General features: G+C 70.8%; 22 protein-coding genes. 10 read left to right on the forward strand and 12 right to left on the reverse strand.

The window, feature by feature from the left end; translation table 11 throughout:
- Positions 1-30 precede the first annotated feature (30 nt).
- Both ACN261_RS00955 and glnA read right to left on the reverse strand, forming a co-directional pair.
- Positions 31-456, reverse strand: a complete 426-nt coding sequence (locus ACN261_RS00955) for a DUF350 domain-containing protein (protein ID WP_421483562.1) — start codon at positions 454-456, stop codon at positions 31-33.
- 168 nt (positions 457-624) lie between these two features.
- On the reverse strand, positions 625-1,974 hold the full coding sequence (gene glnA / locus ACN261_RS00960; RefSeq protein WP_088644813.1) for a type I glutamate--ammonia ligase: 1,350 nt from the start codon (positions 1,972-1,974) through the stop codon (positions 625-627).
- 245 nt (positions 1,975-2,219) lie between these two features.
- Here glnA and ACN261_RS00965 point away from each other — a divergent pair, with 245 nt between their 5' ends.
- The 3 genes from ACN261_RS00965 to ACN261_RS00975 all read left to right on the forward strand — a co-directional run bounded on the left by ACN261_RS00965 (position 2,220) and on the right by ACN261_RS00975 (position 5,696).
- The gene (locus ACN261_RS00965; RefSeq protein WP_421483563.1) at positions 2,220-3,980 is read left to right on the forward strand and encodes an NAD+ synthase; all 1,761 of its coding nucleotides are present in this window, start codon (positions 2,220-2,222) and stop codon (positions 3,978-3,980) included.
- Between the two features lie 244 nt (positions 3,981-4,224).
- Positions 4,225-5,070 (forward strand): 3-methyl-2-oxobutanoate hydroxymethyltransferase, encoded by an 846-nt coding sequence (gene panB / locus ACN261_RS00970; protein WP_421483564.1) that lies wholly within the window; start codon positions 4,225-4,227, stop codon positions 5,068-5,070.
- Between the two features lie 113 nt (positions 5,071-5,183).
- Positions 5,184-5,696 carry a hypothetical protein gene (locus ACN261_RS00975; protein WP_425847865.1) on the forward strand — a complete coding sequence of 171 codons (513 nt, stop codon included), beginning with the start codon at positions 5,184-5,186 and terminating at the stop codon, positions 5,694-5,696.
- Between the two features lie 97 nt (positions 5,697-5,793).
- On the opposite strand, the gene npdG is transcribed toward ACN261_RS00975, so the two are convergent.
- Positions 5,794-6,492, reverse strand: coding sequence for an NADPH-dependent F420 reductase (npdG, locus tag ACN261_RS00980; protein WP_421483566.1), 699 nt, complete (start codon positions 6,490-6,492; stop codon positions 5,794-5,796).
- 112 nt (positions 6,493-6,604) lie between these two features.
- Positions 6,605-8,035 (reverse strand): RNB domain-containing ribonuclease, encoded by a 1,431-nt coding sequence (locus ACN261_RS00985; protein ID WP_425847867.1) that lies wholly within the window; start codon positions 8,033-8,035, stop codon positions 6,605-6,607.
- A 73-nt stretch (positions 8,036-8,108) separates the two neighbouring features.
- Here ACN261_RS00985 and ACN261_RS00990 point away from each other — a divergent pair, with 73 nt between their 5' ends.
- The 7 genes from ACN261_RS00990 to ACN261_RS01020 all read left to right on the forward strand — a co-directional run bounded on the left by ACN261_RS00990 (position 8,109) and on the right by ACN261_RS01020 (position 15,315).
- Positions 8,109-9,692, forward strand: a complete 1,584-nt coding sequence (locus ACN261_RS00990) for a hypothetical protein (RefSeq protein WP_425847870.1) — start codon at positions 8,109-8,111, stop codon at positions 9,690-9,692.
- 406 nt (positions 9,693-10,098) lie between these two features.
- Positions 10,099-10,470, forward strand: a complete 372-nt coding sequence (locus ACN261_RS00995) for a hypothetical protein (RefSeq protein ID WP_088644871.1) — start codon at positions 10,099-10,101, stop codon at positions 10,468-10,470.
- On the forward strand, positions 10,467-10,973 hold the full coding sequence (locus ACN261_RS01000) for a roadblock/LC7 domain-containing protein (protein ID WP_425847873.1): 507 nt from the start codon (positions 10,467-10,469) through the stop codon (positions 10,971-10,973). The genes ACN261_RS00995 and ACN261_RS01000 overlap by 4 nt, the downstream gene beginning before the upstream one ends.
- Positions 10,974-11,282: 309 nt before the next feature.
- On the forward strand, positions 11,283-12,833 hold the full coding sequence (locus ACN261_RS01005; protein WP_425847875.1) for a hypothetical protein: 1,551 nt from the start codon (positions 11,283-11,285) through the stop codon (positions 12,831-12,833).
- 203 nt (positions 12,834-13,036) lie between these two features.
- Positions 13,037-13,537: a hypothetical protein gene (locus ACN261_RS01010; RefSeq protein WP_425847877.1), complete on the forward strand. Its 501-nt coding sequence runs from the start codon at positions 13,037-13,039 to the stop codon at positions 13,535-13,537.
- A 267-nt stretch (positions 13,538-13,804) separates the two neighbouring features.
- Positions 13,805-14,143, forward strand: a complete 339-nt coding sequence (locus ACN261_RS01015) for a hypothetical protein (protein WP_425847878.1) — start codon at positions 13,805-13,807, stop codon at positions 14,141-14,143.
- Between the two features lie 800 nt (positions 14,144-14,943).
- Positions 14,944-15,315, forward strand: a complete 372-nt coding sequence (locus ACN261_RS01020; protein WP_421483573.1) for a hypothetical protein — start codon at positions 14,944-14,946, stop codon at positions 15,313-15,315.
- 341 nt (positions 15,316-15,656) lie between these two features.
- On the opposite strand, the gene ACN261_RS01025 is transcribed toward ACN261_RS01020, so the two are convergent.
- From ACN261_RS01025 to ACN261_RS01060, 8 genes are all read right to left on the reverse strand, one after another.
- Positions 15,657-16,712, reverse strand: a complete 1,056-nt coding sequence (locus ACN261_RS01025; protein ID WP_425847880.1) for a hypothetical protein — start codon at positions 16,710-16,712, stop codon at positions 15,657-15,659.
- Between the two features lie 133 nt (positions 16,713-16,845).
- Positions 16,846-18,039, reverse strand: a complete 1,194-nt coding sequence (locus tag ACN261_RS01030) for a tyrosine-type recombinase/integrase (RefSeq protein WP_425847882.1) — start codon at positions 18,037-18,039, stop codon at positions 16,846-16,848.
- The gene (locus ACN261_RS01035; RefSeq protein WP_364310734.1) at positions 18,039-18,224 is read right to left on the reverse strand and encodes a helix-turn-helix transcriptional regulator; all 186 of its coding nucleotides are present in this window, start codon (positions 18,222-18,224) and stop codon (positions 18,039-18,041) included. Before ACN261_RS01035 ends, ACN261_RS01030 begins: the two co-directional genes overlap by 1 nt.
- Positions 18,221-19,975, reverse strand: coding sequence for a replication initiator (locus tag ACN261_RS01040; RefSeq protein ID WP_425847885.1), 1,755 nt, complete (start codon positions 19,973-19,975; stop codon positions 18,221-18,223). The genes ACN261_RS01035 and ACN261_RS01040 overlap by 4 nt, the downstream gene beginning before the upstream one ends.
- Positions 19,972-20,550, reverse strand: a complete 579-nt coding sequence (locus tag ACN261_RS01045; RefSeq protein ID WP_425847888.1) for a DUF2637 domain-containing protein — start codon at positions 20,548-20,550, stop codon at positions 19,972-19,974. Before ACN261_RS01045 ends, ACN261_RS01040 begins: the two co-directional genes overlap by 4 nt.
- A complete protein-coding gene (locus ACN261_RS01050) occupies positions 20,547-20,738 on the reverse strand; it encodes a hypothetical protein (RefSeq protein WP_145921118.1) in 192 nt (63 codons plus the stop codon). The genes ACN261_RS01045 and ACN261_RS01050 overlap by 4 nt, the downstream gene beginning before the upstream one ends.
- A gap of 5 nt (positions 20,739-20,743) precedes the next feature.
- The gene (locus ACN261_RS01055; RefSeq protein ID WP_208565251.1) at positions 20,744-20,995 is read right to left on the reverse strand and encodes a hypothetical protein; all 252 of its coding nucleotides are present in this window, start codon (positions 20,993-20,995) and stop codon (positions 20,744-20,746) included.
- Complete coding sequence (locus ACN261_RS01060; RefSeq protein ID WP_425853545.1) at positions 20,992-22,581, reverse strand: FtsK/SpoIIIE domain-containing protein; 1,590 nt, start codon at positions 22,579-22,581, stop codon at positions 20,992-20,994. Before ACN261_RS01060 ends, ACN261_RS01055 begins: the two co-directional genes overlap by 4 nt.
- Positions 22,582-22,842: the final 261 nt, after the last annotated feature.

The following is a 22,842-nucleotide window of genomic DNA, read 5'->3' on the forward strand; positions in this document are numbered from 1 at the left end:
GGCGCACGAGGGCCGGTACGGGCCCCCGGTTCAGGCGATGCAGGCGCAGACAATCAGGGCCGCGCCGAAGTGGGTGGCGGCGCTGACCCGGGCCGCCGGGTGCGGCTGGTCCGAGCAGATGACCTCGCCGAGCTTGCCCGGGGTGAGCATGTCCAGCACACCGAAGGCGAGCGCCATGACGGCCAGCCCGATCAGTCCGAAGACCACCGTCGAGGCGAGCCCCTTGGCGAAGTCGTCGTAGCTGGTGACGATGGCGGTGAAGACGATGCCGGCGACACCGAGCTGGTTGGCGGCCAGCAGCAGCCCCGCGTTGCCGTTGCGCTGCACCCAGATCAGCTCGCGCAGCTTGCCCGGGGTGAGCACGTCGACCAGCACGAAGCCGGCCGCCATCAGCGCCACCCCGACGACACCGAACACCACGCTCTGCCATGCTCCGGTGAGCAGATCTTCCAGCACCGACGGCCTCCCGACCTCCTGCGCCCGGCGGAGGTGCCGGCACGGTGATCGAGACGATAGCGGCACCACGCAACCCCCGACACCCCCGCAGCGGCGGATACGCGGGCCGTCGGTGCAGCCGGGCCACCGCCGGCCGGGTGCGGACGACCCGGCCGACGGCGGTACGCGCTACAGCGACAGGTAGCGCTGCCGCTCGTACGGGGTGACCTCGCGGCGGTACTGCTCCCACTCGGCCCGCTTGTTGCGCAGGAAGAAGTCGAACACGTGCTCGCCGAGCACCTCGGCGACCAGTTCGGAGCCGGCCATCACGTCGATCGCCTCGGACAGGTTCTCCGGCAGCGCCTCGTAGCCCATCGCCCGCCGCTCGGCGCTGCTCAGCGACCATACGTCGTCCTCCGCGCCGGGCGGCAGCTCGTAGCCCTCCTCGATGCCCTTGAGGCCGGCGCCGAGCATGACGGCGAACGCCAGGTACGGGTTGGTCGCCGAGTCCAGCGACCGGACCTCCACCCGGGCCGAGTTCGGCTTGCCGTACGCCGGCACCCGCACCAGCGCGGACCGGTTCAGGTGCCCCCAGCAGACGTACGCCGGGCTCTCGGTGATCCGGTCCGGCAACGCCTGCGGGAACAGCCGCTTGTACGAGTTGACCCACTGGTTGGTGACGGCGGTGTACTCCCGGGCGTGCATCAGCAGGCCGGCGATGAACGACTTCGCCACCTTCGACAGTTTCATCGGGTCGCCGGAGTCGTGGAACGCGTTGCGCTCCCCCTCGAACAGCGACAGGTGGGTGTGCATGCCGCTGCCCGGCTGGTCGGTGAACGGCTTCGGCATGAAGCTGGCCTGCACGCCGGTGGAGAGCGCCACCTCCTTGACCACGTGCCGGAAGGTCATGATGTTGTCGGCGGTGGTCAGCGCGTCGGCGTACCGCAGGTCGATCTCCTGCTGGCCGGGGGCGACCTCGTGGTGGCTGAACTCCACCGAGATGCCGATCCGCTCCAGCGCGAGCACGGCCTGGCGGCGGAAGTCCCGCGCCACGGCGTGCGTGGTGTGCTCGAAGTAGCCGCCGGTGTCCACGGCGGTGGGCACCGAGCCGTCCTGCGGGCCGTTCTCCAGCAGGAAGAACTCGATCTCCGGGTGGGTGTAGAAGGTGAAGCCCTTCTCGGCCGCCTTGGACAGCATCCGGCGCAGCACGTGCCGTGGGTCGGCCCAGGACGGGCCGCCGTCGGGCAGCAGGATGTCGCAGAACATCCGGGCGCTCTCGCCGCTGACCCCGCCCTCGAACGGGAACACCTGGAAGGTCGTCGGGTCCGGCATGGCGACCATGTCGGACTCGAAGACCCGGGCGAAGCCCTCGATGGCCGAGCCGTCGAACCCGATGCCCTCCTCGAAGGCCGCCTCCAGCTCCGCCGGGGCGACGGAGACGCTCTTGAGCGTGCCCAGCACATCGGTGAACCACAGCCGGACGAACCGGATGTCCCGCTCTTCCAGCGTACGGAGGACGAACTCCTGCTGACGGTCCACTTCCCCAACCCCTCGCCACGTACGTCCGGCACCGGTCGGCCGGTCCGTCCTGACCGCCCAGTCTTCACCGGCCTGGTTAAGCAGACGTTACGCGACCTGCCGCCGCCCGTCCTGCGGTGTCCCGACGGCCGGATCGCCGGGCGGCCCCGCCACCAGGGGCGGGCCGGCCGGGCGCGACGAAAGGGTGGCCGGCGTCTCGCCGCAGCCGCCGGGTCGACCGGCCGCGGCTGGGGCAAGATGAGGGCATGCCCACCCTGCGTCTGGCCCTGTGCCAGGTCAACCCGACCGTCGGCGACACGGCCGGCAACGCCGAGCTGATCCGCGCCTGGACCCGGCGGGCCGCCGACACCGGCGCCCAACTGGTCGCCTTCCCGGAGATGGTGCTCACCGGCTACCCGGTCGAGGACCTGGTCTTCCGTCGTTCCTTCGTCGCCGCCTCGCAGGCCGCGCTGCGGCAGCTCGCCGCCGACCTGGCCGCCGACGGTCTCGGCGACCTGCCGGTCGTGGTCGGCTACCTGGACGCCGACGGTCCGCCGCAGGTCAGCGGGGACGCCCAGCCGGGCCGGGGGGCCCGCAACGCCGCCGCGCTGCTGCACCGGGGCGAGGTGGTCGCGACCTACTTCAAGCACCACCTGCCCAACTACGGCGTCTTCGACGAGGACCGCTACTTCGTGCCCGGCGACACCCTGACCGTGGTCCGGGTGGGCGGGGTGGACGTGGCGTTGACCATCTGCGAGGACCTGTGGCAGGCCGGCGGCCCGTTCGCGGTGGCCCGGCAGGCCGGCGTCGGCCTGGTGGTCAACATCAACGGCTCGCCGTACGAGCTGAACAAGGACGACGTCCGGCTGCCGCTGGTGCGCCGCCGGGCCGCCGAGGCCGGTGCGCCCATCGCGTACGTCAACATGGTCGGCGGCCAGGACGAGCTGGTCTTCGAGGGTGACTCGATGATCGTCACCCCCGACGGCGAGCTGCTCACCCGCGCGCCGCAGTTCGTCGAGCACCTGCTCGTGCACGACGTGGAGCTGGCCGGGGCGGGCCCGCACGCCGCCGACACCGAGGATCTCGCCGACGGGATGCGGGTGGTCCGCCGTACCGTCGAGGTGGTGCCGGCGGCCCCGACCGGGCCGGCGGCCGACGGCGGCACGCTGGCCCCGGTGGCCGACGAGGCCGAGGTGTGGCAGGCGCTGGTGCTGGGCCTGCGCGACTACGTCAACAAGAACCGGTTCCCCTCGGTGGTGCTGGGCCTGTCCGGCGGCATCGACTCGGCGGTGGTGGCCGCGCTGGCCGTCGACGCGCTCGGGCCGCAGCGGGTGGTCGGGGTGTCACTGCCCAGCCAGCACTCCTCGGAGCACTCCCGGGCCGACGCGGAGGACCTCGCCAAGCGCACCGGCCTGGACTACCGGGTCGAGCCGATCCAGCCGATGGTGGACACCTTCCTGGCGAACATCTCGCTGTCCGGGGTGGCGGTGGAGAACCTCCAGGCCCGGGTGCGCGGGGTGATCCTGATGGCACTGTCGAACCAGGAGGGCCACCTGGTCCTCACCACCGGCAACAAGAGCGAGCTGGCGGTCGGCTACTCGACCCTCTACGGCGACTCGGTCGGCGGGTTCAACCCGGTCAAGGACGTCTGGAAGACGCTGATCTGGCGGCTGGCGAAGTGGCGCAACGCCGACGCGGCCCGCCGGGGCGAGACCCCGCCGATCCCGGAGAACTCCATCGGCAAGCCCCCGTCGGCCGAGCTGAGCCCCGGCCAGCTCGACAGCGACAGCCTGCCCGACTACGACGTGCTGGACCCGATCCTGATCGGCTACGTCGACGGCGACCTGGGCCGGGCGGGTCTGGTCGAGTCCGGCCACGACCCGGCGGTGGTCGACAAGGTGCTGCGGCTGGTGGACACCGCCGAGTACAAGCGTCGGCAGTCCGCGCCGGGCACCAAGATCTCGATGAAGGCGTTCGGCCGCGACCGTCGGCTGCCGATCACCAACCGCTGGCGCGAGGACGGCTGAGCACCCGGAACCGACCGACCCGCTCGGCTGAGCACCCGGAACCGACCGACCCGGTCGGCTGAGCAGCACAGCCCGACCGACCCGGGTCGGTCGGGCACCCCGACGCCGGCCGGCCACGGTCGGTCGGCGTCGCCCCGGCGGAGTGAAATCCTGCACTGTTCCCTGCCGTCGACCAGTCGCGCGGTGCGACGATCGCGGCAGAACCCGGGGACCGCGACAGCGGCCTCGAGGAAAGGAGACAGTCATGGTGGAGTCCACCCCGACCGAGGTGACCGCCCTGTACGGCGGGCCGGCCACCCGCCGGGTCCGCACCCGCGACCTGATCGCCGCCAAGGAGCGCGGCGACCGGTGGGCCATGCTCACCTCGTACGACCAGTACACGGCCGGGATCTTCGACCAGGCGGGGATTCCCGCGCTGCTGGTCGGCGACTCGGCGGCGAACAACGTATTCGGCTACGAGACCACCCTGCCGGTGACGGTCGACGAGTTGTTGCCACTGGTCCGCGCCGTGGTCCGGGCGACCCGGCACACCCTGGTCGTCGGCGACCTGCCCTTCGGCTCGTACGAGGAGGGTCCGACGCAGGCGTTGCGCACGGCGGTGCGGTTCATGAAAGAGGGCGGCTGCCACGCGGTGAAGCTGGAGGGCGGCCGGCGCTGCGCCGACCAGATCGCGGCGATCACCGGGGCGGGCATCCCGGTGATGGCGCACATCGGCTTCACCCCGCAGAGCGAGCACACCCTGGGCGGCTACCGGGTGCAGGGGCGCGGTGACACCGCCGACGAGGTGCTCGCCGACGCGCGGGCGGTGGCCGACGCGGGTGCGTTCGCGGTGGTGCTGGAGATGGTGCCGGGCGAGGTCGCCAAGCGGGTGACCGCCGAACTGGCGATCCCCACGGTCGGCATCGGCGCGGGCCCGGACACCGACGCCCAGGTGCTGGTCTGGCAGGACATGGCCGGGCTGCGCACCGGGAAGGCCCCCCGGTTCGTCAAGCGCTACGCCGACCTGGCCGGGGCGCTGACCGAGGCGACCCGCCGGTTCGCCGACGAGGTACGCGGCGGCGAGTTCCCCGCCACCGAGCACACCTTCTGAGTACGGGCGGTGGGGCGGTGCCCCCGCCCCACCGTCCTGGAACGAGCCACCGTGGGCGGGGGTCCCCTGGTGCGGCGGGAACGGCTAGGGTTCCGCCCGTGGATCATGTTCGCTTGTCAACAGTCGTCCTGACCTGTGTCTCCGTGCTGGCCCTCGCGGCGTGCAGCGAGGCGGAACCGTCGACCACTGCCGCACCGTCGACGTCCGCCGACGCGTCTGCCACCAGTGCCGCCCCGTCGGCCGCCACCGACCCGACCACCACCGACCCGAGCACCGGCGGCCCGACCGCCGCCGCCGACCCGGCGGCCGACAAGAAGCTCTGCACGACGGCCAAGAAGATCGCCGACACCATGAAGGTCGACGTGATGAAGGCCGCGACGTCCGGTGGCGACCTCACGCCGACCATCCGCAAGGCCTACACGGAGATGGCGCAGAAGTTGGCGAAGGCCACCGCCGGCGCCCCCGCCAGCGAGGCGGTCACCGCGCTGGCCGCGTTCGGGGTCGCGTCCGGCCGGGCAGCGACCGCGGCGAACCTGGACACCGCCGCCGACGCCCCCGAGTTCCAGAAGACCAGCGCGATGGCGAACTCCGCCTGCAGGAAGGCCGGCGTCGACACCAACTTCTGACCACCGCGCCCCACCGCACGACCGCACCCGCCGCGATCGTGGAGGGAGCCGGCCCCGCCGGGGGCACTTCCCCTCCAGGATCGCGGCGGGTGGTGGATCAGAGGTCGGTGACCCGGATGCCGGCGTGGGCCTTGTAGCGCTTGTTGATGGCGATCAGGTTGGCGGTGAACGCCTCGATCTGGTGGGCGTTGCGCAGCCGGCCGGCGTAGATGCCGCGCATGCCGGGGATCCGGGCGGCCAACGCGCCGACGATGTCGACCAGTTCCCGTTCCTCGGTGCAGATCAGCACGTCGAGGTCGATCCGGTCGATCTCCGGGTCGGCCAGCAGCGGCGCGCTGACGTGGTTGAACGCCGCGCAGACCCGGGAGTCGGGCAGCAGGGCCGCCGCCTGCTGCACCGCGCTGCCCTCGGCGACCGGCAGCGCGTACGGGCCCTGCTTGTCGAAGCCGAGCGGATTCACGCAGTCCACGACGATCTTGCCGGCCAGTGGCCCGGCCAGCGCGCCGACGGTGGCCGCGTGCCCGTCCCACGGCACCGCGACGACCACCACGTCGCTACGGCGGGCCACCTCGTCGTTGTCCGCGCCGGTCACGTCGACCCCGGCGGGCAGCCGGGGCAGCGCGGCGATCTCGGCCGCCGCCTCGGCCGCCCGGTCGGCGGAGCGGGACCCGATCAGCACCCGCTGGCCGGCGCGGGCGAACCGGTAGGCCAGCCCCCGTCCCTGGTCGCCGGTGCCGCCGATGATGCCGACGGTCAGCCCGGACACGTCGGGGAGGGTGCTCGCGTCGTATGCCATGGCGTCATCCTCGCAAACCGCCACGCCACCAGCAGCGCAAGGCGCTGTGACGCTGACCGCCCCGCCGTGCGGCACCGCCCCGGGCCGGCGACCGGACCCGCCGGGACCGGGTTCAGGCCCGTTCGAAGAGCACCTTGCGGCCGACCGGGTCGGCGGTGACCAGGCGTACGGTGACCCGCTCACCCCGCGGCAGCTCCCCGGTGCAGCGGGCCCGTACCGGCGGATCGTCCAACGCCACCGTCCCGCCGGGGACCCGGCCGGGCTTCGTCGGGCCGTTCGGGGGCGCGTCGGTGTCCAGCACCGCCGCCGAGAACGTCTCCCCCACCCGGTGCTCCAGCAGCACCGCCTCGGCCAGGTCGATCGCGCCCCGGGTGGCCGCCCCCGCCGTCCGGTCGGTCGAGGCCATCACCTCCGGCAGCCGGGGCAGCGCCGACCGGGCCCACTGCGGCACCTCGCGGCCCTCGTGCAGGGCCAGGCACACCTCCGTGGCGTACCTGTCGGCCAACCGGCGCAGCGGGGCGGTGACGTGGGCGTACGCGGCGGCCACCCCGCCGTGTTCCGGCTGCTCCGGCAGCTCACCGTCGAACGCCGTGTACGCCGCGCCGCGCATCAGCTCGGCCGCCTGGTCGACGAAGGCGGCGGCCCGGGGCTGGGAGGCGTCCAACCCGGCCAGCACCTCGCCGACCCGTACCCCGTCGGGCCAGTGCACGCCCAACGGGACCGCCGCCGCGCGCAGCCGGGCCACTGCCTCCGGTTTCGGGGCCGGCATGGTACGCAGCAGCCCGATCCGGCCGGCCAGCATGATGTCCGCCGCCGCCATCCCGGTGAGCAGGGAGATCTGGGCGTTGTGGTCCTCCATCGGGCCGGGACCGCGCAGCACCAGCCGCCACCCGTCCCCGTCGGGCTCGACATCCTGCTCGGGCAGGGGCAGGTTGATCGCGCCCCGACGCAGGCCACGGGCGGTGAGCAGGGTACCGATCTCGGGCAGCAACGCGATCGGGTCGGGCAGCCGGCCGGCGTCGGCGGCCACCTGCACGCCCGGGTAGTCCAGCTTGGCGCGGCTGCGTACCAGGGCGCGTTCCAGCCCGACGGCGACGGTGGCCCCGTCGGCGTCGAGGTCGATGGTCCACAGCACGGCCGCCCGGTCGACGTCGGGCAGCAGACTGGCGGCCCCCTCGCTGAGGGTGTGCGGGTGCAGCGGCACGTTGCCGTCGGGCAGGTAGACGGTCTGCCCACGCCGCCAGGTCTCCTCCTCCAGCGGCCCACCGGGGCGTACGTGGGTGGCGACGTCGGCGATGGCGTACCGCACCCGGTAGCCGCCGGGCCGACGACTGAGGTGCATCGCCTGGTCCAGGTCGCGGGAGGTGGCGGGGTCGACCGTGACGAACGGGACGTCGGTACGGTCGGTCACGACGGGCGGTGGGGCCTCGGCCGCCTGGTCCGCCTCGCGCTGCGCCGCGGCCGGGAAGCCGTCAGGCAGTCCCAGCTCACGGCGCAGCGCGCCGAAGTCGATGCGGGGCGCGAGCACACGTCGGATGACCACGGGGTCAATCCTGGCAGCGTGCCGCGTGATCCGCTCGTCGGCGATCGGGCCACAGGCTCCGTACGGTCAGCCGGTGGTCCTGCGGGCGCGCGCCGGTACGGTGGCCCGCGCCGCCGCCGTCCGCGCGGACGCCTTACCGGCGGTGGCCTTGCGGGCGGTGGCCTTGCGGGCGGTCGTGGCCGTGGTCTTCGTCGCCGCCGCCTTGCGGGTGGCCGACGCGCTCGTCTTACGGGCCGGCGCCGCCTTCGCGGTCGACTTCGACGCGGGTGCGGTCTTGGCGGTCGACTTGCGGGCCGGGGCCTTCGTGGCCGCGGTGGTCTTCTTCGCGGTCGTGGTCCGCTTCGCCGTCGTCGTCGTCTTCGCGGGCATGCTCTTCGTCGCCGCCGTGGTCCTGCGGGCCGCCGTCTTCTTCGCGGGCGTCGTCTTCTTGGCAGGTGACGTCTTCTTCACGGCCGTGGCTCTGCTGGCAGCCGTGCTCTTCGCGGCGGGTGACGTCTTCCTGGCGGGTGTCACCTTCCTGGCGGGCGATGTCGTCTTCCTGGCGGGCGATGTCGTCTTCCCGGCCGTGGCCTTCTTGGCCGCGGTCCGGGCGGTCGCGGTGGTCTTCTTCGCCGCCGCAGCGGTGGTCCGCTTCGCCGTGGTGGTCTTCTTCGCCGCGGTGCTCCGGGCGGCGGCCGTGGTCTTCTTGGCCGCCCCGACGGTCTTCCGGGCGGCGGCGGTGGTCTTGCTGGCGGCCTTCTTCGCCGGGGCCTTCTTCGCCGGGGCCTTCTTCGCCGTCGACTTCGAGGCGGGGGCCTTCGACGCGGCGCTGCGGGCCGCAGGGGCCTTCTTGGCCGTCGACTTCGAGGCGGGAGCCTTCGACGCGGTGCTCCTGGCGGCCGGGGCCTTCGTCGCCGTGCCGGCCGTCTTCCTGGCGGTGCCGGTGGACGGGGTCCGGCCCGAGCCGGCGCCCGCCGCGCTCGCCGTGGCCCGGCCGGCCGACGCCTTGCGGGCCGCAGCCGTGGTCGTGGTCGAGCGGCGGGCCGCGGTGCTCCGGGTCGCGCCTGCGGTCCGTTGCGCGGCGGCGGTCTTCGTCGCGGCCGGGCGGGTGGTGGCCTGTGCTGCTTCGGCCATCTCGGTTCCCTCCTTGGGGACATGCTCCCGCGTGCCTCCTCACGGAGGCACGGAGTCCTCGACGCGGGCCGTCCCGCGCCGTTCAGTTGCCCTCCCCGGCCCAGCGGGCGTCTTCGGCCTCCCACGCCTCGTTGCGCTCCTGCACCTTCTGCAGGGCGTTCTCCGCGTCGGCAGCCGAGGGATACGGTCCGAGAACGTGCTTGGCAGGGCACACGTCGGCATCGGTCTCGACCCGGTGGTGTCGGGTGCACCAGTAGTAGTGCCCACCACTTCCGCTGTCGTTCATGAGATCACTGTGCACCGGGCGCAGCCCGACCGCCACCGGATCGCCGCAATTGGTCGCGACCACATCCACAGTAGACGTGCTCGACGGTCCCGGAGGCGAAACCGCGAAATTGCTCCCGACCTGCCCGGACGTCGCCGGAACCGGCCCCGCGCGAGACCGCGTCGGCCCGGCTTGCGGGGCCGACGCGACGCCGCGCGGGGTGGGCCGAAAAGCCGGTGGTACGACGCCGGACGCCTCCGGCGGAATCGAACGTCGTGATCATAGCGGCGACGTGTCCGCGCTGCGCCACGGCGACGGTGTCCCTCCGGGGGGGCGATGCCCGGGTGCCCGCACCGCGCGTGGCACCTGGACGGCGTTGCGGGACAGCCGCCGGGCCGCGGCGCGCGGTGGCCGACGGGTCGGGGACTTCCGGCCCTACCATCCGGATGAGGTACCTGGTATCAGCTCACCCCCGAGATGGACCATCCCTCACCCGGTCCCCCCGGCGGGACCGCTGGCCGGCCCGGGTCGCCCGGACAGCCCCGATGCGGCGGCCCCGGATGCGACCGACCCGGGGTGTGTGCGAGCCTCGTCAGACCTCTTGCGGCGCTGCCATCGCCCGCCACCTGGGCGGGACGACGACGATGTCGACGGCGCCGCCCTGCCGAACCGGGAGAACACCACCGTGGCTAGCCTGGACGTCGCCCTGAAGAACGCGATGAATATCGACGGAGCGATCGGGGTGGCGCTCGTCGACTACAGCAGCGGCATGACCCTCGGCGTGGCCGGCGGCACCGGCGAGATAGATCTGACCGTCGCCGCCGCCGGCAACACCGACGTCGTCCGCGCCAAGATGCGCACCCTGGAGATGCTCAAGATCGAGGACGAGATCGAGGACATCCTGATCACCCTCGGCAGCCAGTACCATCTGATCCGCCCGCTGACCGGCCGCACCGGCAAGGGCCTCTTCCTCTACCTGATGGTGAGCAAGAGCCGGGCCAACCTGGCGATGGCCCGGCACCAGCTGCGCACCATCGAGGAGAGCCTGGAACTGTGACCGCAGACAAGACCGAGACCGCCCTGCCCCGCCGCTCGGCCCGCGCCGCCCGCGCGTCCCGCCTCGCCGCCCCGCCTGCCGCCCGGCCGCTCCCGCCGTCGCTGGCCGGGGACCGCTCGCTGCCGTACCCGGCGATCAGTCGTGAGCTGGCGGAGCTCAGGCACGAGATCCCCGGGGTGCAGGGCTGCGTCCTGGGTGGCGTCGACGGCCTGCTCATCACGCACAACCTGCAGAACGAGGTGGACCCGAACGACCTGGCCGCGCTCGCCGCGACCACCTTCGGCCTCGGGCGGCAGGTGGGCATGCGGCTCGACCAGGGCGACTTCCAACAGTCGACGGTCCGCAACCAGGGCGGCTACCTGAGCGTCTACGCGGTCAGCGAGCAGGCCCTGCTCGCCGTGATCGGCACGGACACCGTCAACGTCGCCCGGCTGCACCTGCACGCGCCGGGGGTGGCCGGCCGGATCGCGGCGCTGCTGACCCCGGTTCCGACGGAGGCCTGACCCGTACGGCGGGGGCGCGGCCGTGCGGGCCGGGCCTCCGCCGTACGGGACGGAAGACCCGATTAGCGGGTGAATCCCGACCTCTGTCCACACTCCACCGCAGCAGCCGACCAGACCCCCTGGAACTGGCTTTTCCGAAATAATCTCCACTGCCGGGAAATAGTAATCACAGATTGGCCGAAAACGCGCGCCCCAGCAACGATAATTGACCGTGAAAGTAACTATGTCGACACATGTTTCTGATCAAGTCGACGCATGCCACTCTCCGTATCCGCACCTGCGACGCGGGCCACGCGTCGGCGGTTTCTGTTGCTGTCAGGGCTACTCGCGCTGACCGCCCCCCTGGTAGCCGCCCCCGCCGAGGCAGAACGCGCCGTCGGCTCCGGCGTCACCATGCCCACCTGCGCCTGGTCGTCGAAGTACGGGGCGACGAGCCTGAACGCCTACTGGCCGGACACCGCCGCCACCTACTGGTCGACCATCTATCCGGTCACGCCGGGCCTGGAAATCACCCTTTCCGGAACCTTCCCCGACGCCAGGTACGCATCTTTCAACGTGTACGACGACAAGCCCACCTACTTCACCCGCAATGGTGTCAGCTCCAGCATGCCGGATTACCTCATCACGCCGGACGCGGGCAGCAGGAATCCGTGGCAGACCGGTGCCGCGCCGGGTGGAAAGTTCACCCTCACCATCACCCACGACGTGACCTTCGGGCAGACCAACCGGATGCCCCTGGCCCGGGAGGACGCCCTGCCCGGCGCGAAGGCATCGGTCATCTTCCGGGTCTACCTGCCGGCCGGTGGCGACGCGACCGTCGTCCTGCCCACCATGACCCTCACCCTCGACGGGGTGTCGCAGACCCTGCCGCCCTGCCCCCCGGGAGGCGGCGGCACCCCCACCACCACCCCGGCGACTCCGAACGCCCGCGAGGCGGGGCTGTCCGGGGCAGGCGGCCCCGGTGACGGGCCGGGGCATCCCGGCGGACCGGACGGACCGGGACACCACCCCGGTGGACCGGGCGGGCCCGGCCATCCCGGCGGCCCCGGCCCCGGCGGTCCTGGTCATCCCGGCGGCCCGGGTGGACCCGGCGGGCCCGGTGGACCCGGTGGGCCAGGTGGACCCGGCGGGCCAGGTGGACCCGGCGGGCCAGGTGGACCCGGCGGGCCAGGTGGACCCGGTGGACCCGGTGGGCCAGGTGGGCCAGGTGGGCCAGGTGGGCCAGGTGGGCCGGGGCATCCGGGTGGGCCGGGGCATCCGGAGGAGACCGGGCAGAAGCTCTTCACCCGGACGTCGGAGGTGGAGAACCTCGCCCCCAACCCGGACAACGCCTACCTCGGGACCTGGGTCACCCCGCCTGCGGCGGACCAGGTGCTGGTGATCCGGGGTCGGGCACCGCGGGCGGTCGCCGGCAACCATCCGGGCGTCTGGCCGCGCCGACACGCCGACCTGCGCTACTTCTCGATGTGCACCAACCTCGGCGGCCAGGTCAAGCCCGTCGTGATCAACCGGTTCGCCGACGCGCCGGCCAGTCTGGGCTGCCGCTACGACGACGACACCCGCCTCGACCGGCACGGCTACTACACGTACGTGCTCGGTCGGGAGCAGCAGCGGGCGGCCATCGAGGCGGTGGCCGACGCGACCTTCCTGCCGTTCTCCGTCTCGTACCCGGTGGCCCCGCACATGGTGCTGCTGCGGAACCTGCTGCCGGTGGCCGGATTCCCGCACGCCACCCAGAACGTGCCGGTGGACAGCACGGCGGAGACGGCCGCCACCGTGATGGGGCCGCACTATCCGCTGCTGAAGGTGTGCTCCCTCGCCAGCCTGGCCGCCGACGGGGGTCGCGTGTGCACCACCTGAGCTGAACAGACGGGTGGTCCGGGCGTCGTCGACGCCCGGACGCTCCTGTCGTCGCACTACGACTCGTTGCCACACGACTCGTTGCCACACGACTCGTTGCACCGCGACCACACGCCCGATCGGATGCCCGACAGCGGTCAACCCGCACCAACGCCCAGGGGTGTACTCCACAGAGTCCCGGCGACATCCGATCTGGAGGAACGATGTTCCTGAACACCCTGCGCGCCCTCGTACCCCTGGCTCTGCTGGCGGCACTGGCCGCCTGCGACCCCGCGCCGGCCGGTCCGGTGGCCGGCTCCGGTTCCCCCGGCCCGGTGGCCGGTTCGGACGCCGCGTCGCTCCCGCCCGGCGGCACCGCCGTCCCCTCGTCCGCCGGCAGCCCGCCGCCGACGCGCGGCACGGCGTCCGCCACCCCGGCGGCCACCCGAGCGGCCTGCCCGGTGGGTGCAGCGACCCTCCAGCAGGTGTCCGGGCTGGACAGGAAGACCCACCGGATCGACCCCGACCACATCACATGCGCCCGGCAGTGGGCGACCGCCGGGGTCCTCGCCGTCGACCCGTCGCAGCAGGGGGACGGGGTGCTGCTGTTCGAGCACTCGGCGGGCGGGTGGAAGAAGATCGGCGAGGGCAGCGCGCTGGAGTGCAGCCCGTACGGCATCCCGAAGGAGATCGGCGACCAGCTCGGCTGCCGTGACCACGACTGACACGGACGTGCTGGCGGTGCGGCAGGTCGGAATGGCACGAAAGTCCCGCAGTCAACGGCCGGCGTTGTCCGTGCATGCCATTCTGCGTTGTCTTTCAGCGCCAGAAACGCTGTCGCGACGATCCGACAAGAATTGTGCGCGCCCGGGCCTGGCCGCAAACCGCATCGATTGCTAAGGTCACAGGCAGTCGTACGACGATACACGGGGATCCTCAATGTGGAACCTCGGCGTCCGCCGAGTCCTTTCCCGCAGGCGAGGAGAAAGCAAATGAAGAGTTTGGTGACTCATGGCGTCCGCCGTCAACTCGGCCGGGTCGCGGTGGTCGTCATGGTCGGTGCGGCCGGGCTGGTGGGAGCAACGCCGGCACACGCGTTCCCGAGCAACTGCGAGGTCGCGACCATCTACGAGGACGGCGTGGGGATCGGTGGCACGACGAAGTGCACGTCGGGCACCGGAACACATCGGGTGGGCATCCACTGCTCGAACGGCCAGGACTACTACGGGGAATGGAAGAACACGGGAACGTCGGCGACCCGCATCTCCCGCAGGGAATGCCCCGCCATCGGTGTCATCCTGAGCTACCGCTGGCTGGAGGCACGCAGCTGACCATTCTCCGACGGCTGTCCCGGAATCGCATTTAAGGATGGGCGGGGCACCGGTGTGACAAGTCTGAGCCGAGTCCGAATACGGCTCAGACTTGTCACACCGTCGGCAACCTCGCGACCAGCGAGCCCATGCGTCGCTACCTGCACGCCCACGGGAGCGGTATCGGATTGTCCGGCGACCAGGGAGCAGGCAGGATCGATCGGGTGGACATCGTGGCCATGAAGTCACCATGCACGAGCGGGACGGGTTTCAACCGCATGCCCGCCTGCACGACGGCGTGCCAGCCCGCGATGCCGTCCAGCTCCGTCACGACGGGGACCACATCCGCGTCGAGGTGATCCCGTCGGCCCGGGGCATGCCCCGCCGACACCGTCGCCCGCCGGCCGTACGCCTCGCCCGGGGCCGCTGGCTGCGCTGGCAGATCAACTACCGCTTCACCGGTCACTGCACGGCACCGGGGCGTAGGAGTGGCGTAGCGCCTGCGGCAAGCCGCCGACAGCCACCGGGCCACCGCCCCCACGTCGGCAGAGCTCAGGCCAACGCGAGTTCGTCCGGGAAGTGCTCATGAAGCGCGGCGACCATTTGGCGTAGGCAGAACTCAAGGCTGTGGCCGTCGACCCTGATCGCCGCACCAGGAAGCCGCTGACTCAAGACCAACACGGTCTAGGGCTTGCGCTCCCGCTCCCCGTCAATCTTGACCATCGCGACCAGACGCGTGCCCCGGCGCCTGTCCTCAGCGCCCGCCCAGGGATTGCGTGGTCCAATGATGGCGCAGACATCGGGACAGGGAGACAGCCGTCGTGACCGAGCTGGCCCGGCATGAGGTGGGTAACCGCGAACGTGCGCAACCGCCGCCGCCCGCGATCGTGTTCGAGGCGCTCACCCACCCGCGGGACCCCACCCGCCCCTGGCTCCTGCTGCTCGACGACGAGCAGCCGCCCCGGGTGCTGGAGGCCGCTTACCCGGACCTAGTCGTCTGGTCGTCCCTCTGGCCCCGCCGGCCGGACGCCCAGGTGCGGTTCGAGCTGGCCTCCGATGGCCGGTCTGGCAGCCTGGTGCGCTGGCGTCTGCTGGTCACCGAACCATTGCCCGACGCCTCGCTCCTCGGCCACCTGCGCAAGCGGCTCAACCAACTGATCAACGCCGACCTGCGATACACCTTCGGCCAGTAGTCGGCGCCACAAGGCAGGGCGTAGGCCAGACCGAGTCCGCTGAGCGCTCGCTCAGGGCGTCATGGGGGGGGTTTCAAACGCCGGCCAAAGTTGACCAACGACGACCATCGACGCCCGAACATAGCACCAGCTCAGAGCCTTGATCACGGCTCTGAGCTGGTGGGCGACGGACGAGTCGACCTGTACGCCGGATTAAGACCACTGCAAACCTCTGATCAGGGGCGGAATCTAGCTACAGACGCCGCAGGCCGTCATCAGGCCGTCCCGACACCTTTCTTTGCGGGGAACGAGGAACACACGGGAACACCGAAGGAGAGGAAGCCACCCAGCGTTAAGTCAAATCAGAAGACAACTTCGGGTGGACGACGCACTTCCGGTGCGGCATCACCGAAGGCCCGCAGGATGACGCCGGCCTGCTCCGCATGTTGCGCAAATATATTATGACCATGCGGCACCAGGCTAGCTTTCGCCCTCCAGCTTGTAAGGTCCTTAACACCTATTCCTCGACGAATTGTCTTATCTGGCCGAGGAGGAAGGTCATGTGATATGAGATGACTTCGAACCCTCGCGGGCTCTTGCCGCGAATAGAACCGCGAGAGGCCATTCCAGCCATTGAAATGGATTTGCAACAGCCTGAATCCGCCTGAACGCATCAACCGCATATCTTTGGTGGGCTCCGCCGCACACCACTCAAGCAAATTCTCATTGTAGTGCGGGACGAAGTATGAGATCAGACCGTGCTCCGCGAGATCGATAGTGGGAGCGAGAATCCTATTAGGAAGATCCATGTAGACACCATAATAGCCGCCCATCAAATCTGGACCATCATCGGAATCATCGATATGATCATCCGATCCCATTTTCATATACTCAACCTCTAGCGGGGAAAGGAAAACATCCCATCCGTCAGCCAGGTGATCCTCGTATATTCTTTGCAGCTTGACGTGCTTCTGCGTCCGCTCCCAAGCATTGCTAGAGCCATCGCGGCCGTACGCCTTCCCAGCGTACACGACCTCTTGCCCCGCAATATGTTCCGCCGCGTTCGAGTGGAAGCTAGCAAGAGCCCACGCGTCTCCGTGTATCGCTCGCCCTGCAACCCGAAGCGAGAAATAACTGCCATCGGCATGGACGCGGAAATCCTCGATAGAGCCACCCTCGGGCGGATAAAGATGGATCTCCTCACTCCAAACCGATTCCCTACCCTCATGGCGACCGAACGCCACCACTTTGACACCAGAGCGATTCCAGGTGGCGGTTTCGCCATCCAGGCGAACCCGAGGGCGTCGCGATATTAAGTAGAGGTGAGAGTTGCGGAGGGCAACAGCCAGGTCTTGCGAGTCGAACCTGCGTTGATAGATGTGGACTGGCTGCACACCGATAGTCAGAGATCCGGCCACGTTACCCACTGTAAACGATCAAAGCGGCCATAGACAGGCAAGCAGTGTCGCCTCGTACACCCAAAGGCTGCAGTTCAGCACCTTGTGACCACATTCCTCCTGTCGCGAAATTGACAAAAAACGAAGAGGCTGTTTACTTCACCATGAAGAGATCGTCGATCACATTGCGGGTGCGTTCCTCGCTGGCGGGCATCAGGTGGGTGTAGACGCGGAGCGTGAAGCCGGGGTCGGAGTGCCCCAGGTACGAGGCAAGGGCCTTGATGCTCTCCCCTGCGTCGAGCAGCGCCGAGGCGTAGAAGTGGCGAAGCGCATGCATCCCGGTCGCCCGGGTCGGGACGATGCCGGCCGCTTCCACCGCTGGTCGCCAACTCTTGCCGTCGAAGGTGGCCCGCTTGATCGCACCCCGGCGCGTGGTGGTGAAGATCAGCGGCACCGTCACCCGCTCGTCGCTGAACGGGTCCTCCCACGGCAGGGTGATCGAAAGCGGGTCGTACTTCTGGGCATGGGCCTTGAGTGACTGGGCTACCGAGTCCGGCAGCGGCACCCGGCGGTCCCGGTCGTTCTTGGGCAGGCCGAAGACCAGCCGGGAGCGAACCACCTTGACCTGACGGACGATGTGCACCCAGCCCGAGACGAGATCGACGTCATCAACGCCCAGGCCGAAGATCTCGCCCTGCCGCATCCCGCAGCCAGCCCCCAGGTCGACCATCGGGCGGTAACGCTCAGCGAGGCCACCGCGGATTGCCGAAACCTCGTCGGCCCGCCAGGGAACGACGCGACGTTGCACCGGTCGAGGCGGTTTGACCGACGCAGCCGAACATGGGTTCTTGGCGATCCGCTCGTCATCGACAGCCGCGCCGAGGATGGTCCGCAGGTGGGCGAACACCACGGCCCGGGTCGCTGGAGCCAGCTTGCCGACCATCCCGGCGTCCCACTCCCGGACATGGCCCGGCTTGATCGCGGCCAGTTGCCGAGAGCCGAAGAAGGGCACCAGGTGCTTGCGTACCCGGAACTCGGTGCTCTCCCGGGTCGACTCGTCGAAGGCACGGGTCCGCAACCAGTTCTCGGCGTACTCAGCGAAGGTGATCCGGCCGGCGGACGGGTCGACGTAGGAGCCCCGGAGCTTGTCCGTCTCGGTGGAGACGAGGAAGGCGTCAGCATCGCGCTTGGCCCGGTCGGGGAAGGACTGGCTGCGTTCCCGACCGTCCGGGCCGATGTACCGCACCCGGTAGCGCATCCCCTTGCCGAACAGATCCGACTTGATCCGTTCCTTCCGGCCGCCAGGGTGCCGGATCACCTTGTACCAGCGATCTTCCACGTGCCCCATCAGGCCGCCGCCTGCGCGCGTACCCAGGCCCGGACCGATTCCGGTTCGTACCGCAGGTGTCGACCGACCCGGGCCGCCGGCGGACCGTACTTAACCTTGCGCCAGCGGTACAGCGTTTCCTGCGGCACCCGCAGGTAGGCCGCCACCTCCCGCACCGTCCAGAGCCCATCGTTCACCACCGTCATAGCTCCTCCCCCGTTGTGTCGCCCGTTCCCGTTGCTGATCCGTCGTCGGGGAGTTGCGCGGCGCGGTCCTTGGCGGCGAGCAGTTCGGAGCGCCAGCGGGCACGCTCGCTGATCGACCGCAGCAGCCGATGAGCCATGGCCGGCACGTCGGGGTCATCGGGCCGGGCGAGTTCCCAGGCGTGCCGGACCGGTTCGACGGTGGCGCCCTGGTCGTCGAGCCCGTCCAAGCCGACCGTGACACCGAGCAGCGATCGCACCCAGGCCCGGACATCGTGCTTGTGGTCGCTGAGCGTCTTGCCGGACCAGTCGCGGGAGATGAGGATGCGCCGGCCGCCGATGCCGAGGGTGTCCCGCTGGTGAACCTTCCCCTTGCAGCGGCCCGGCTTGAGCTTCGCGTTCGCCTTCTTCGGTTGGACGCCATAGAGCAGCCAGTTCGCGCACCGGTCGGTGCAGGGCGTCACGCGCAGTTCCCGCCACAGCCGGTCCAGGTGTTTGCGTTGCCGGTCGGTGGTCGCCTTGTGCACGTCGCCGGTGTGCTTGGTGATGTACTTCGTGACGTACCGGATGGTCCGTTCCGCGTCGGTGGTGCCGGGCATGACGCCCCGAGCGTCGACCTGGGTACCGAAGCGCACGACGTGCACCGGTTCCGCGTGCGGGTCGTCGTCGATGGCGTCGAGGGCTTCCGTCCAGGTGGTCAACGGGCACCGGGTGACCGGGTCAACCCACGCCGCCGCCTGCTCGTCCCATACCGGAGGCCGGTCGGCGGTGTACTGCTGGACGTCGACCGCCGGCCACCACACCTGGTGATAGGTCGCGGCGGCAACGGTGCGCAAGGTGTCGCGGGGGATGGTGCCCCGGATGGCGAAGTGCCCGTGTGGAGCCAAGCGGCGTTGCGGCTCGACGCAGCCGGCGTACTGGACGTTCCAGCCCTCACACCGCCGCAGGTTCTGCCAGAACCGATCGAGCAGGCGGGGGAAGTGCACGGCGTCCCAGGCTGCGCGGCGGTAGTCGTACCGGTCGGGGTTGACCGGGGTGCCGTCGGGGCGGACCGGACCGTAGGAGTCGAGGGTGAGGGTCAGCCACATCGACGGCCGGTAGGTGGTGCCGTCCGCAGCGGTGTACGTCCTGCCGACCGTGCGCCGCTCAACCTTCCGGCGGGGCATCTCGGGAGCATCCTGCCGCCGCCGGGTCGACCGCTTCCGACGCGGGCCGGTGTCGTCGTCGCCCTGGTCGTCGTCGCCGGTCACGTGCGGCGGGGCGACCCGTCCCCGGAGCCCTTCGGCCGCAATCGCCTCTTCCACCTCCCGGATAGCCTCGTCGAGGTCTTCAACCTGGTACCACTGGCACGCCCGGGACGCCTCGTCACGGGAGAACTCCAGATGCCCGCGCAGCAGGATCAGCGCCTTCTGTTCCTCGGTCGCCGGTTCCGGCGGCGGCAACGGCTCGTCATCGCGGTGCCAGCCCTCCCGGATTTGGGCCTGCCGCAGCCGGCGGTTCTTCTTGGCGCACGGGGCGCACTTGTCTTCCCGGGTGGCACCACAGGGCAGGTCGATGACTTCGGTCAGGCCGGTGTCGAGGTCGGTGCGGCGCATGGCGAGGGGGCGCACGCAGACGCCGTACTCGGCGGCGATTTCCTTGAGGACGTCGACTGAGCGAGGTAGCGCCATGCGGGCCGCCCGCGACCCCGGCCGAGGAACAGCAACCGGGGTCGGGGCGGCGGGTTCGGGGCCCGGCAGGGTGGGGGCGGTCATCGGATGATCCCGACGACGTGCGGCCGGTTCGAGGGGACGACACCACGCGGTGGCAGCACGGCCGCCGGGGCGGAGATGGCAGCCGGAGCCGGGACAGCCGGCGGGACGGGGTCGGCCGGACGCTCGGGTGCCGGGTCGGTGGTGGTCTGCTCGGGCACCTTGTACCAGTCGCCCGGGGGTTGGTCCGGTTCGGGAGCCGGCGGCACGGCGGGGGCGTTGGACAGGACGACCTTGACCAGGGCGAGGAACGCCAGCGACGGCACGGCCGCCACGGTCCAGCCCCAGACGGAGGGTTCGGCTTCGGCGACCTGGGCGGCGAGGGACAGCAGGGCGAACGCCACCAGGAGCGAGCCGACCAGGCCGACGGGCCGACCCGCACGACGACGAGCGCGGAGTTCCAGGCCGAGGTAGATCGCCATCAGCTCGACGGCTACGGCGTTGGCCCAGCCGATCCAGTCAGGTTGGCCGTGGGCGACGGACAGGTCGTGGACGTGGGTGAAGGCGGCAGCACCGGCCATGGTGCCGATGGCGAGCAGGATCACCAGGCGTACGGCGGTTTCGGTGCGTGCGGTCATCGCCACTCCTGCATCGGCTTCTCGCGGATGGTGAGGTCGATGCGGATGCGCCGGTCGGCCATGTCGGGGCGGCGGTTGACCATGTGCGCGAGGCCGTGCAGGGCGGCGGCGGTCTGGTCGGCGGGGCCGACGAGCCGGATGCGCAGCGGACGCCGGAGCCGGTTGATGACGCGGGCAAGGGTGGTCATGGCGGTTACCTCCGGGCCGGTCGGATGTCAGTGCGGATGTAGTCGGGAGGGGTGCCGAGGGTGGCGACGGCTTCGGAGAGGCAGCGCCACAGCGCCCATGCCTCATCGGGGGTCAGGGACATCCGCCGCCGGCCCGCACCGACCGCCAGATAGACGGGGTACGGGTCGGGTCGGTCGGGGTCGACGCGGACGGACACGGCGGTGACCGGTTCGGGGGTACGCAGCCGGTAGAAGCGCCGGCCGTCGGTGCCGGTCATCGGGGTTCGCCCTGGTCGGCGTCGAGGATGGTGCGTAGCGCGTCGGGCAGCAGTGGCCCGCGTCGGGGCCGGGGCAGCGCCGGCCGGGCCGGTTCCGGGGTCGATTCCCGGCCGACCTGGGCGAGGATGTCCGCCGCGTTGGCCGGGGCCGGGTACCGGTGGGCCAGGTCGCGGATGTCGTCGTCGGTGACGTAGGAGAACCGGACCCGCATTGGTTCCGGGGTGCCGTCGAGGATCACGTAACCGACGCCTTTGGCCCATCGGGGCATCTGGTCGGCGAGGGCGCCCCGGTTGCGGGCACCGTCACCCAACACGAGATCAACCTGAGCGGCCTCGGTGAGGCCGAGGGCGATGCGGGTCGGGAACAGGTCCCGGAACGGCAACACCTCCTTACGCGGGTCCTGCAACGCCGCCACCACCAGCACCCCGACCCCGGCACCCTGCGACAGCAGCAACCCCAACGAGCCGGCGATGCGCTTACGCAGGTCGACGTCTTGCAGGTACGCCGTCAGCGCGGCCATCTCGTCGATGACGACCACGACCAAGGGGTCAGCCTCGGTCGGCGTGTGCACCCGCACCGTGCCGGCGAGCCGGGTCTGACGCTCCCGCATCACCGTCACGGCCTCGTCGAGAAGATCGGCCATGGCCTCGAACGACTTGCACGCGAACCGGGCGAACAGCGGCCGGCCCATGGCGAACTCCATCCCGCCCTTGGGGTCGATCACCCACAGCCGCACCAGGTCCGACGTGATGCCACCGGCCAGCGACCGCACCAGCGACCACAGCACCGAGCCCTTCCCGGACCGGGTAGCCCCACCGATCAGCACATGGGTGGCGAGCAGGTGCAGCGACCATGTGCCCAGGTCCTCCCGCCGCGCCAACGGGAGCGCCGTGAAGTCGGGGACTGCCGGGGTGTCGAACGGCGGCACCACCGGCCGCAGCGCATCCGTGCGGACGAGCACCAGGTAGACCAGCGTGGGCCGGTCACGGAACCGCAGCCGGTCGACCCAGCCGAGCGGCAGCGCCCAGTAGCCGGTACGGGTCGGCGGGGTGTCGGGCCGCTCGGAGTAGACCCGGGCGTGCCGCCGGCCGAAGGCGTACGCGAGGTTCGCGGTGACCTGTTGGAAGTCGGCCGGGGTCTGCCCCCGGACCATGCGCACGGTCAGCACGTCCAGGGCCTGATCCGAGCGCACCCGCAGCAACTGCGGCAGGACCGGCAGGTGGTCATACGTTGCGGCCAGGCCGCACAGGGTCATCGCCTCGTCCCAGGCCCGCCGGTAGACGAAGACCTGACGGAACCGGCCAAGCAGCGGCCCGGCGCACCACCGCCACCAGGACGCCTCATCACGCCACCGCCACAACGCCGACACCGCCGACGCCAGCACCAGCGGCACCACCAGGCCCGGCCAGCCGTGCTCGACGTAGAGGACGACGGCGGCCACGGCCAGGCCCACGGTGACCGGGTGACGCAGGCACCACCAGCAGAACCGGGCGGCCCAGCGCAGCAACAGGCCGAGCACGACCAGCCACATCGGCAGGACGAACCGCTTCGGCCGGACCACCATCAGATCCCCGGCGGTCACCATCACCACCCCGCCACGCGGCCGGCGCATCATCGCGCACCCCGCAGCGACACGAACCGGCCCGACGCATCCCGGACCGGAGGAAACGGAAGAACGAGCTGCCCGACACAGCCGGCACACCGACCGTCGGCACCGGTGGCCGGGTCGAACCGGGACTGACACACCTCGCACCGAGGCGAAGCCGGGGCAGCCGAACGCCTACGCTTGGACACGTCACTACCTCTCTCGACAGAGCAGGGGAAAGAGACACCAAGGGGGCGGGGC

The organism is Micromonospora sp. WMMD723 (assembly GCF_049863385.1).
GTDB classification, from domain to species: Bacteria; Actinomycetota; Actinomycetes; order Mycobacteriales; family Micromonosporaceae; genus Micromonospora; species Micromonospora wenchangensis.

Coding starts and splice junctions, on each gene's coding strand:
- ACN261_RS00965 (WP_421483563.1), top strand. CDS start 2,220: ATGCCCACCCTGCGTCTGGCCCTGTGCCAGGTCAACCCGACCGTCGGC.
- panB (WP_421483564.1), top strand. CDS start 4,225: ATGGTGGAGTCCACCCCGACCGAGGTGACCGCCCTGTACGGCGGGCCG.
- npdG (WP_421483566.1), bottom strand. CDS start 6,492: ATGGCATACGACGCGAGCACCCTCCCCGACGTGTCCGGGCTGACCGTC.
- ACN261_RS01010 (WP_425847877.1), top strand. CDS start 13,037: ATGTTCCTGAACACCCTGCGCGCCCTCGTACCCCTGGCTCTGCTGGCG.
- ACN261_RS01015 (WP_425847878.1), top strand. CDS start 13,805: ATGAAGAGTTTGGTGACTCATGGCGTCCGCCGTCAACTCGGCCGGGTC.
- ACN261_RS01030 (WP_425847882.1), bottom strand. CDS start 18,039: ATGGGGCACGTGGAAGATCGCTGGTACAAGGTGATCCGGCACCCTGGC.
- ACN261_RS01035 (WP_364310734.1), bottom strand. CDS start 18,224: ATGACGGTGGTGAACGATGGGCTCTGGACGGTGCGGGAGGTGGCGGCC.
- ACN261_RS01040 (WP_425847885.1), bottom strand. CDS start 19,975: ATGACCGCCCCCACCCTGCCGGGCCCCGAACCCGCCGCCCCGACCCCG.
- ACN261_RS01045 (WP_425847888.1), bottom strand. CDS start 20,550: ATGACCGCACGCACCGAAACCGCCGTACGCCTGGTGATCCTGCTCGCC.
- ACN261_RS01050 (WP_145921118.1), bottom strand. CDS start 20,738: ATGACCACCCTTGCCCGCGTCATCAACCGGCTCCGGCGTCCGCTGCGC.
- ACN261_RS01055 (WP_208565251.1), bottom strand. CDS start 20,995: ATGACCGGCACCGACGGCCGGCGCTTCTACCGGCTGCGTACCCCCGAA.
- ACN261_RS01060 (WP_425853545.1), bottom strand. CDS start 22,581: ATGGTGACCGCCGGGGATCTGATGGTGGTCCGGCCGAAGCGGTTCGTC.